Here is an 11,113-nt window from a genome sequence, read left to right on the forward strand (position 1 = left end):
GTAGGTGTTATCTGAAACTTTTTGACAAAAAATTAGTTTTTTGCTGTCTTTTTTACTCGCTCAACAAACATCATCACCACAAAAGCAATAACCGTTAAATAGATGATGTAAGCTCCATAAGTTGCTAACATATCAATCAGTGAACGCCCTCGCATGGCAAAATCACGGAAAAATCGAAATAACCAAACTAATGGAAACGCGTGGCTAACGTAGTATGTCCAAATAGGCATAATACCCACTGCCATTGTTGATCCTCCCATAATAAACCCCGGCGGAACTAAAAAGATCATTCTGCCCGCGCCTTCACCCGGATTATTTGTTGTCCAAGAAAGTAAAAAGGCTAACCAACCAAAGGCAAGTCCTGTCATAAATACACTTGGCACAAACGCGAAATAGTTACCTTCAAAACGTAGTTGCCCAAATATTACTAGTATAGCGGTAATAAGGGTTAATGCGGTTGTGTAAAATAGCGCATAAGGGATTGTTCTTGCTAATAAGGATAAGAAGCCTCTTTCTATAGCCATTTGCCACATACCAGTAACTTTTAATCGGCCAATAATCATCAATGAAGTTAACCCGTAAGTCAGTGATGAGAAAAAGTAAACAAAATAAATAATTGTCGAAATTGTCGATGAACTTGCCGGATTAAACAGGTAGCGTGTTTTTAGTTGCATGGGTGATAAGGTTGCTTCAATGCCTTCTTTACCAAGCCCTAATGCGGCAATTTTACCAATACTCAGTTCGGCACCTAATTCAGGAATATATTCATTAAGGCTTTGAAGTACTTTAGCATTTTGTGCATCATTGGTGTCATCAGCAAAATAACCTAGGCGAACGGTTTGATCGCCTTTTTTTAAGCTTTTTTCTAAGCCTTTAGGAATATATAAAACACCTAAATTACGGTCGTGTGAAACTAACGTTATCGGGTTTACTGGCGATCTTATCACTTCCGTCACTTCAATGTAAGGTGATGTATTGACTTTACTAATTAATTCCGTCGAATAATTTGAGCCGTCAAGATCAATCACTGCAATTTTACCTTCAAATACGGCTCCGTGACTTAATACGATTGAAAATACCAGTGAAACAATTGCCGCTAAGCCAAGCGAAACTTTATAATAAGGGATAAAGTGACCCGACAACATGGCGTCAAGTTCTTCGAGCATAGATTTAATGATGTTTTGCATCATTGATCCACCTCAAGTGTCATTCCGGTTAATAGCTTTGGAATTGACTCTATATAAATTCTAACTTGATAAGAGGTTAGATCGGCTTGGCCGCGTTCTCGTGTCATACGTAAATCGGCAAATGATGGCGCAGCGGTGGCAAAGCGGACTTTACCTTTTACTTCTTTATTCAGCGCAATCACATTAGCGGTGACAGTTGTGTCAGGTTGATAATCATTCACCATTTTTTCATTCACATAAATGTCGATATATTTACGGTTAGTTTCTAACAATACTGCGGGTGCGCCGTTTGGTACCATTTCGCCATCTTCAAACATCAGTTTTAATATTTTTCCATCTTCAGGTGCTCTTAACGTTAGTCGTTCATAATTGAGTTGTAACTGTTTTAATTCAGCTTCACCTTGCGCAAGTTGTGCTTTAAGCTGTGCTAATTGATTTTGGCGATTTTGGAGTTTTTGCCGAGCAATTAAGATGGACTTTAATGTCATGCCGGTTGCATTTTGTGTTTGTTCAAATTGGCTTATTTGTTCTGGTGTTGCGCCAATCATTAAAGTCGATAATTGACTTTCAATTTGCACAACTTGCATTTTTGCATTAATAAATGCATTACGTGCATTATCAAGTTGTGACTGTGAGTTGCCACCTGTTTTTCGTAATTGGGTTTGGCGATCAAATTCAGTCTTCGCTAAATTTTGAGCAGATTTTGCTGCTTCTAAATTGGCTTGTACTTCTTCAATTTTGCGCCAAGTTGTTAATTCTGAAAGGTTAGTCTCGTTTTCCGTAATTTCAATGGTTGCTTGTTCTTGATTGACTGCTGCTTTTTGACTATCAACTAAAGCTTGTAAGCGATCGATAGCCAGCTTGGTATCGATATCTTCTAATTGCATTAACCGATCACCTTTTTTTACCATTTGTGACTCTTGCACAAATCGTTGGGTGACTTTTCCGCCGACATTTTGAAAGGCAATATTAATTTCGTCAGCCGTTAATACGCCAGATTTAATGCTTTTGGCAACAGATACCGCATCATTTCTTGAACCTACAAAAATTAAAAATGAGCCAAACATTAGCAGAAGTAAAAAGATAACAGGAATTTTGACATTTTTTTTCATATATAGCTTATTTTCCATTTATTTAGTCAGCTAACTATTTAAGTAAAAAGAATGACTTTAATGATTAAAGTCCGTTATTTTCGTAATAATTTACGCAACATCGCGATTAAAGACTCTTGTTCTTGCGGGTTTAGCACCTGCGCAAAAGCGCGAATCGATTTAAGGTGGTTAGGTAATGCCTCTTGAATCAGCCTTTCACCTGCATCTGTTAAAGTGATTAGGCGAGAACGCCCATCTTCACCGCTTTTTGTCATCGAGATTAAAGGCTTTGGAGATGCCAGCATTCGTTTAACCATGACTGATACCGTCGCCGGTGTTACGCCAATGCGCAAAGCAAGATCGCTGGCACAGGTTTCACCTTCTGAAAACAGTGACATCAATAAGGCAAATTTCCCCTCAGAAACGCCGTAATCTTTATCTAATTGTGCATAGATATTCGCGCGAATGAGATCGGCGGTTGTGATTAAACTTAAAACCAGATCAACACCAGAAACTTCAACAATATCATTATTAAATCTTTGTGCACGCGCTAAGGTTTCACGTGAAGGAAGCTTTCTTGAATTGTAATTCAATTATCATTACTCAATTTATTTAGTCGGCTAATTATAAACATTTAATTGTGGTTGGCAACTTTTTTAGCTGTTTTTATCGATTTGCTGGGTCATTAAGTCGAGTATTTTGATAGGCATTTTTGATTTTTATCTATTTTTAAACAAGCCTTAACTTCAAATTATGACTTCAACAATCACTCTTACCACTAAAGTAGTAATCCTTGAGGGTAGTTATAATCTGTACCAAGTTTCATACAATGTTATCAAAATAAAATTAAATCATTAAATTAAAATAAAATTGGAGTTTTTGTATGAGTAAAACCAATCTCGTTATTATTGGTAATGGGATGGTTGGGCATCGTTTTGTTGAAGAATTAATCGATAAAATGCAGTCCAATCAATTCAATATTACTATTTTTTGTGAAGAGCCACGTCTTGCCTATGATCGGGTGCATCTTTCTTCTTATTTTTCTGGGCATACTGCCGAAGCACTTTCTCTGGTTCGCGAAGGATTATACAAAGAGAATAATATTAATGTTTTACTTAATGAACGGGCTATTTTAATCAATCGTCAGCGTAAGGAAGTCCATTCTCAACAAGGGCGAATTGTTGCTTATGATAAATTGATTATTGCGACAGGCTCTTATCCTTGGGTGCCGCCGATTAAAGGTGCTGAGGGGTCTGATTGTTTTGTTTATCGTACGATTGAAGATCTTGATGCCATTCGCGAATGTGCAAAGCGTTGTAAAAAAGGCGCTGTTGTGGGCGGTGGGTTACTAGGGCTTGAAGCTGCGGGCGCTTTGAAAAACTTAGGTATGCAAACGCATGTGGTTGAGTTTGCCCCAGTGCTTATGGCTGAACAGCTTGATGTACAAGGCGGAGAACAATTACGTCGTAAAATTGAGGAGATGGGTGTCGGGGTTCACACCAGTAAAAATACCCAAGAAATAATTCATACACCTGAAGGTAAAATCATGCAATTTGCAGATGGTTCTTCACTTGAAATCGATTTTATTGTTTTTTCAACCGGCATTAGAGCAAACGATAAATTAGCTCAACAATGCGAGTTAGAAATCGGTCCTCGTGGTGGGATTGTGATTAATGATTATTGCCAAACATCGGATTCTGATATTTATGCTATTGGTGAATGCGCTTGTTGGCAAAGCAAGGTTTTTGGTTTGGTTGCACCCGGCTATAAAATGGCTCAGATTGCTTTAGCGCATTTAATGGGTCAAGCCGATAAATTTGAAGGCGCCGATATGAGCGCTAAGCTAAAACTGATGGGTGTCGATGTTGGCAGTATTGGTGATGCTAAAGCGAAAACAGTGGGGAGTCGTAGCTATGTTTACTTAGATGAGACAACGCCAGTTTATAAAAAATTAGTTGTTTCGAGTGATAATAAAAAGCTCTTGGGTGCGGTATTGGTCGGCGATACGTCGGATTATAGTAATTTATTACAATTAATGCTTAATGATATGGATCTCCCCGAACACCCAGATACGTTGATACTACCAGCACATGCAGGCGCAAAGCCGACTATGGGTGTTGATGCGCTTCCTGATTCAGCACAAATTTGTTCTTGTTTTGATGTGACTAAAGAAAAAATTATCCATGCGATTAATGCAGGTTGTCATACAGTTGCAGCCATTAAGGCAGAAACAAAAGCTGGAACGGGATGTGGTGGCTGTATCCCACTTGTTACGCAAATTCTTAATTTGGAATTAGCTAAACAAGGGATTGAGGTCAGTGATGCCTTATGTGAACATTTTAAATACTCGCGCCAAGAGTTATATCATTTAATTCGTGTTGAGGGCTTAAAGTCATTTGATGAAGTGATTAAAAAACATGGTAATGGCTACGGTTGTGAGGTTTGTAAACCCACGGTTGGATCGTTATTAGCCTCATGTTGGAATGATTATATACTTAAAGATAATTTGATTCCTTTGCAAGATAGTAATGATATTTTCTTAGGTAATATTCAAAAAAATGGTACTTATTCTGTTATTCCTCGCAGTGCCGGTGGCGAAATTACACCAGAAGGATTAATTGCCATTGGTCAAATCGCTAAAAAATATCAACTCTATTCTAAAATTACCGGCTCACAGCGTATTGGTCTATTTGGCGCACAAAAAGATGATCTGCCGGCTATTTGGAAAGAGCTTATTGAGGCGGGTTTTGAGAGTGGCTATGCTTATGCTAAAGCGTTAAGAATGGCAAAAACCTGTGTGGGTAGCACTTGGTGTCGATTTGGTGTAGGCGATAGTGTGGGATTGGGGGTAGAACTCGAAAACCGCTATAAAGGTATTCGTGCACCACATAAATTTAAACTGGGTGTATCTGGTTGTACGCGTGAATGTGCCGAAGCTCAAGGTAAAGATATTGGGGTGATTGCCACTGAAAAGGGATGGAATCTTTATGTTTGCGGTAACGGGGGAATGAAGCCTCGTCACGCCGATTTACTTGCTGCGGATCTCGATAAAAACACACTAATTCAATTTATTGACCGTTTTTTGATGTTCTATATTCGTACTGCAGATAAATTACAGCGAACGTCAGTTTGGCTTGAAAATCTAGAAGGTGGTATTGATTATTTACGCAGTGTCATTATAGACGATAAGTTAGGTGTTAATGCAGAGCTAGAAAGTGAGATGGCGCGCTTACGTAAATTAATGGTATGCGAATGGAAAGAAACGGTTGAAAATAATGCAAACCAAATTCGATTTGCGCACTTTATTAACAGCAGCAAACGTGATGAGAATGTCCAAATTGTACCTGAACGCGATCAGCATCGACCAGCTACAGCCGAAGAACGTAAAGTAATGTTAGGGGAATAATATGAGTCAATGGATAACTATTTGTAAACTTGATGATATTTTGCCAGGCACTGGCGTTTGTGCTCTTGTCGGTAATGATCATGTTGCTATCTTCCGTCCTTATAATAATGCTGAGCTTTATGCGATTAGTAATATTGATCCTTTTGCTAAGGCAAGTGTTTTATCTCGTGGCATTATTGCGGAGCATGAAAATCAGTTATGGGTGGCAAGCCCGCTGAAAAAACAACGTTTTCGTTTAAAAGATGGCTATTGTTTTGAAGATGAACAATACTCGATCGCTCATTATGAAGTCATCGTTAATGATGATGGGATGGTACAAGTAAAGTCGCACTAAACCTATTTTTAAAAGGATAAAGTTGTTATGTATACTGAAACGATTAATAAATGTGCAGCCAATGCTGCGCGCATTGTTCGTTTGGCAAAAACGAATCCATTTGGTTTTTGGGTAAGTTCTGCTATGGCTGGGGCTTATGTAGGGCTTGGTATTATTTTAATTTTTACTCTAGGAAATCTCGTTGATCCTGCAATGAGACCGTTAGTTATGGGAGCAACGTTTGGTATTGCATTAACGTTGGTTGTTATAGCCGGATCGGAATTATTTACTGGGCATACCATGTTTTTAACGCTTGGTGTTAAATGCAAAAAAATTACCCATGGCCAAATGTGGTTGGTATTACCGCAAACATGGTTAGGTAATTTATTAGGATCAATTTTTGTAGCTGCATTGTATTGTTATGCTGCAACACCTTTATTATCCACAGATACCAGCTTGGTTCACGCCGCAGCTTTAGCCAAAACATCGGCTACGGCGTCCGCATTATTTTTTAGAGGCGTGTTATGTAACTGGTTAGTTTGTTTAGCAATTTGGATGGCTAATCGAGTTGAAGGCTCGGCAAAATTTATTGCTATCTGGTGGTGTTTATTAGCATTTATTGCTTGTGGTTATGAACACTCGGTTGCAAATATGACCTTATTTGCACTTTCGTGGTTTGGTCATCATAGTGATGCTTACACATTAACTGGAATTGGTTATAATTTGTTATGGGTCTCATTAGGAAATCTTGTTTCTGGTGCGTTATTTATGGGGCTGGGATACTGGTATTCAACGCCGAAAGCAGAGCGCCCAGCATAACGATTTAATTAGCGAGATGTTATTACCATAATCAACCTAGGGGGGAATGTATAGTGAATAATTCCCCTTCTTTAAAAAAGTGCTAAATTATTTAGTCTTCTATTTTGTTTTCATTGCTATTAGTGATACAAAATAGCGGTGCGATTAAAAATAGGATAAGCAATAACATTCTATTATTAGAGGCTAGGTGTTGATAAATTTTTAAACAGAGAGTGTTCTATTTTGAGGTGCTATGGATTATTTTCCCCTATTTTGTAAGTTAGAAAACCGTGATTGCTTATTAGTCGGTGGTGGTGAAGTCGCTGAACGTAAAGCGCGATTATTGCTTGAAGCAGGTGCTCGCCTGACGGTAAATGCGCAAACCTTTAATGAACAATTTATGTGTTGGCATGAGCAAAAGCAACTTACCCTAGCTCAAGGGGAATTTGATGCTGAATTACTTGATAATAAGTGGTTAGTCATTGCTGCGACAGATTGCCAAGAGACTAATCAAAAAGTAAGTATGGAGGCTGAAAAACGATGTATTTTTTGTAATGTTGTAGATGCTCCTAAAGCGGCAAGTTTTATTATGCCTTCGATTATTGATCGTTCTCCTATTATGGTTGCCGTCTCTTCGGAAGGGCATGCCCCTGTTTTGGCCAGATTATTGCGCGAAAAACTAGAGTCTATATTACCCCAACATTTAGGTAAATTAGCTAAATATGCTGGTTATTTACGCGATAAAGTTAAACTAACCTACCAAACAATGACAGAACGACGACGTTTTTGGGAAAGACTATTTTCGCATGATAGATTAGCTCAAGCGCTTGCTAATAATGATTCTGATGATGTTGAAAAACTCACGAATGAGTTATTTGATACATCACTTGATGCTCGTGGCGAAGTGGTTTTAGTTGGCGCTGGGCCTGGTGATGCGGGATTATTGACGCTAAAGGGATTACAACAGATCCAACAAGCGGATATTATTGTCTATGATCGATTGGTCTCAGATGACATTATGAATCTTGCTCGTCGAGATGCTAAGCGTGTATTTGTTGGTAAACGCGCAGGATTTCATTGTGTACCGCAAGAGCAAATAAACCAGATTCTTTTACAACAAGCGCAAAAAGGTAAACGTGTTGTACGCCTAAAAGGCGGAGATCCCTTTATTTTTGGTCGTGGCGGTGAAGAGCTTGAAACATTATTTAACGCTGATATTCCTTTTTCCGTCGTCCCGGGAATTACAGCCGCTTCGGGTTGCTCTGCCTATAGCGGAATCCCGTTAACGCATCGAGATTATGCCCATAGTGTGCGTTTAATCACCGGTCATTTAAAGGATGGTAGTCATCTTGATTGGCAAAGCCTAGCAGCTGAAAAACAAACGTTAGTGTTTTACATGGGATTGTCGCAAGCTGAAAATATTGAAAAACAATTAATTAAGCATGGTATGAATGCAAATACGCCGGTAGCCATTGTTGAAGAAGGCACCACAACAAAACAAAAAGTAGTATCGGGCTTATTATGTGATTTAGCGCAATTATCTTTGCGGGCTGGTAGCCCAAGTTTAATTATTATTGGACCTGTTGTGGCATTACGTGAAAAACTGAGTTGGTTTTCTGAACATTAATTGGAATAGAACGATTATTCAATATGGTTTATTGTTTGTGTAAATCACTTTCTGTGAGTCATTTAAATTTTTATATAAGTATATTTATCTTGAGATTTATACTCAAGGCTTTCTATAATCAAATTATTAATTCTTTCTACTTCGCTGGATTCAATTCTTTTTTTCATAAATTTCTCTTATAACTTTACTTATATTATTTTGATAATTAATTCAATTTGCCTTTTTGTTTTAATAGGCTACTCCTGAGCTTAAATCAATCCCCTTTTTCTGTATAAGGTGAACAGGCCTATAATCCTGACCAAAATTGCTCTAAATTTGTAATTAAATATCATACCTTTCCTTACATTAAAGTAATTTTTTTATGCCATTCCAAACCCAATTATTTTTCGTCTTTTTAGCTTCTACATGTCTAAACATCGACATTTTCCCATTTTTCGAATCAATATAATCGCTACTTACACCATCTCCTGATATGAGTTCAATGAGTAATTTGAATATCGTATCTTCCGAGTTGTTAATATTGAACGACAAGAATTTCTGAATATCTACCGGATCATAAACGACACTACTAAAACCAGAGTCATTTCTTCCTGCCCTAGTAGGGAAGTTGAGAACAAAGAATGTTCTTTGTTTAACATCAATACGTAATATCAATGCACACATTGGGTAAGATTTATGTAATGAATCACATATATCTTTTAAGGAAATTAACGTTAACTCATCGTTTTCGTTGAACCCTTTTTTAGGTGTATACCAATAAACCTTACAATTATGCTCATAACGTAATCGTTTTGCATGCTCCCAAATAGTGTCTATACGAGCTTTACCTTCAATTTTTTGATTGTTAGGAATATCATAGAAACAGTTTGAAATGCCTGTATTGCCTGTTTTACCTTGTTTCTGACCGACATTAAAATCAGTTGGTTCATTATAATTCAAGAATTTAATATTGCCGTTTCTTGCGGTTTCATGAATTAATCCAATTCGATTTATCTCTCGTTTCTCGCCAAGCAATTTTAAATATTCAATTACGTCTGTTGTAACAAGATTATTTACATTATTCAATGATATATCAAGTTTTTCAAGCTCGTGGTCTCGTTCTTTTTTTCGCGTTCTATATTGCGTTTTGTTGTTTTCTTGAGCTTTATCATCTAAGTTTGCTTTCACTACAGAGTAATAGTAAAGATTGATTGCTTCACCTTGTGGTTGACTGATACCTGTAATTTGGCAACAGAGTATAGAGTTTCCTAAAGAAATACCATAAAATGAAAGAGTAATAGATTGATCATGCCAACAGGGAATAAGGTAATTAGCGTATCTCTGATCTTTAAATAAGAGAATTTTAGCATTTACATCTTTTATAATGGTATTTGTATACTTGTCATATTTTAAGTGATAGAGGAAAACGGCATCATTTGTAGAAAGATTTGTCGGTAGGAATACGCCTTTTTCGTTGAAATGCTCCTTAAGGTGTAACTTTTTCTCAATTTTACTCCAATTATCTGTAACCAAAATACGTTTTAATTCACTAGAATAACCATAGTGGGCCATAAAAAAGTGTAAAGGATGAATGATGTAAGAGTAGCTATCTTGTTTGATAACCAATAAATTATTTCCATCCCCTTTAAAACGCTCTAAATCAGATGGATGGACATATTTATCTGCTTCAAATGGGTGAGAATTTTTATTTTGCCAAAGAGGTTGATAAGATAATCCAATACTTTTTGAGAACGTAATCTTATATTGTTTAAACTTAAATTTTTCTTCCGATTCACCAGTTTTCCAAATACTTCCAAATGGAATTTTATGCAACCAATTGATTGGTAAGGCGATGACAAAAAAACTTTGATAAGTTTCTTCACTCTTTTTATTCTTATAGGTTGGATTGGTGAGATTAATAAAAGTCACTTCAACGCATGTTCTATGACCTTCTAGTGATAGGCGGTTTTCGTACCAAGTAGCAACATACTCGTGGTTCTCGTTGTAAAAACCTCGAAGTGGATCTTTAAAATACTTTTCTAAATTAAGAGAACAACGCCAACGGATTCTTTCTAAATTATTTTCATCAAAGTACGACATAACCCATTTCAATTTTATTTATTTAAAGAGGTTTATGGATTATAAATGATATATAAATAAGCGACAATTATTTGTATCGTTTTCTGTTGGAGGGTATCCTATTGCAAAAAAAGCCATCTTTGAAAACCATTTTATCTAAAAAACCATCATATTCACAAGTGAAATGACAATATACACCATCAGTACTAAACCCTATTTTTTACCATATAATTTACAACTTTTAAAAAATCATTATCTTCATACATGCGATCAAGATAGGACGCAATAATTAAATTTAATCCAGATTTAATATCTGATTGGCGAAATAATTCTTTTATCATTATAAACCTCATTCAAGGTGAAAGTTTTTTACGCGCCTGTCAATTTATCAATATATATTCTAAATTTGTTTTATGTAGATAATTATTTGATTTATTTTATTTTCTTTTGCATTCATAAAATAGTATAGTAAAGAATAGAAAACCCTTGTAAATATCCCAAACTTATACACAACTCACGTAGAAAATCATGCTGCTTGTTTTAGTGTTTTATACTCAATCGGTGTCATGTTATTTAACGCCTCATGCGGTCTTTCGGTATTATAAATCGTTAACCATTCTTCGGTTATTCTCC

General features: G+C 36.7%; 9 protein-coding genes. 4 read left to right on the forward strand and 5 right to left on the reverse strand.

Features of this window, described 5'->3' with window-relative positions; genetic code table 11:
* Nucleotides 1-32 precede the first annotated feature (32 nt).
* The 3 genes from GYY69_RS12240 to GYY69_RS12250 form a co-directional block, all read right to left on the reverse strand.
* Nucleotides 33-1,190, reverse strand: a complete 1,158-nt coding sequence (locus GYY69_RS12240) for an ABC transporter permease (protein ID WP_202985014.1) — start codon at nucleotides 1,188-1,190, stop codon at nucleotides 33-35.
* Nucleotides 1,187-2,299: an HlyD family secretion protein gene (locus GYY69_RS12245; RefSeq protein ID WP_174797935.1), complete on the reverse strand. Its 1,113-nt coding sequence runs from the start codon at nucleotides 2,297-2,299 to the stop codon at nucleotides 1,187-1,189. The genes GYY69_RS12240 and GYY69_RS12245 overlap by 4 nt, the downstream gene beginning before the upstream one ends.
* A gap of 74 nt (nucleotides 2,300-2,373) precedes the next feature.
* The gene (locus tag GYY69_RS12250; protein WP_174797936.1) at nucleotides 2,374-2,871 is read right to left on the reverse strand and encodes a MarR family winged helix-turn-helix transcriptional regulator; all 498 of its coding nucleotides are present in this window, start codon (nucleotides 2,869-2,871) and stop codon (nucleotides 2,374-2,376) included.
* A gap of 290 nt (nucleotides 2,872-3,161) precedes the next feature.
* Between GYY69_RS12250 and nirB the strand changes: the two genes are divergently transcribed.
* The 4 genes from nirB (at nucleotide 3,162) to cysG (ending at nucleotide 8,422) form a co-directional block, all read left to right on the forward strand.
* Complete coding sequence (nirB, locus tag GYY69_RS12255; RefSeq protein ID WP_174797937.1) at nucleotides 3,162-5,684, forward strand: nitrite reductase large subunit NirB; 2,523 nt, start codon at nucleotides 3,162-3,164, stop codon at nucleotides 5,682-5,684.
* A gap of 1 nt (nucleotide 5,685) precedes the next feature.
* Complete coding sequence (gene nirD / locus GYY69_RS12260) at nucleotides 5,686-6,018, forward strand: nitrite reductase small subunit NirD (protein ID WP_174797938.1); 333 nt, start codon at nucleotides 5,686-5,688, stop codon at nucleotides 6,016-6,018.
* 27 nt (nucleotides 6,019-6,045) lie between these two features.
* Nucleotides 6,046-6,816, forward strand: coding sequence for a nitrite transporter NirC (gene nirC, locus GYY69_RS12265; protein WP_174797939.1), 771 nt, complete (start codon nucleotides 6,046-6,048; stop codon nucleotides 6,814-6,816).
* A 232-nt stretch (nucleotides 6,817-7,048) separates the two neighbouring features.
* Complete coding sequence (gene cysG, locus GYY69_RS12270; protein ID WP_174797940.1) at nucleotides 7,049-8,422, forward strand: siroheme synthase CysG; 1,374 nt, start codon at nucleotides 7,049-7,051, stop codon at nucleotides 8,420-8,422.
* A 345-nt stretch (nucleotides 8,423-8,767) separates the two neighbouring features.
* On the opposite strand, the gene GYY69_RS12275 is transcribed toward cysG, so the two are convergent.
* Together GYY69_RS12275 and GYY69_RS12280 are read right to left on the reverse strand one after the other, a co-directional pair.
* The gene (locus tag GYY69_RS12275; protein WP_174797941.1) at nucleotides 8,768-10,501 is read right to left on the reverse strand and encodes a hypothetical protein; all 1,734 of its coding nucleotides are present in this window, start codon (nucleotides 10,499-10,501) and stop codon (nucleotides 8,768-8,770) included.
* 505 nt (nucleotides 10,502-11,006) lie between these two features.
* Nucleotides 11,007-11,113 (reverse strand): integrase core domain-containing protein (locus GYY69_RS12280; RefSeq protein WP_174797942.1); only part of this gene is annotated, 107 nt, incomplete at its 5' end.

The organism is Gilliamella sp. ESL0250, from assembly GCF_013345045.1.
Taxonomy (GTDB): domain Bacteria; phylum Pseudomonadota; class Gammaproteobacteria; order Enterobacterales; family Orbaceae; genus Gilliamella; species Gilliamella apicola_H.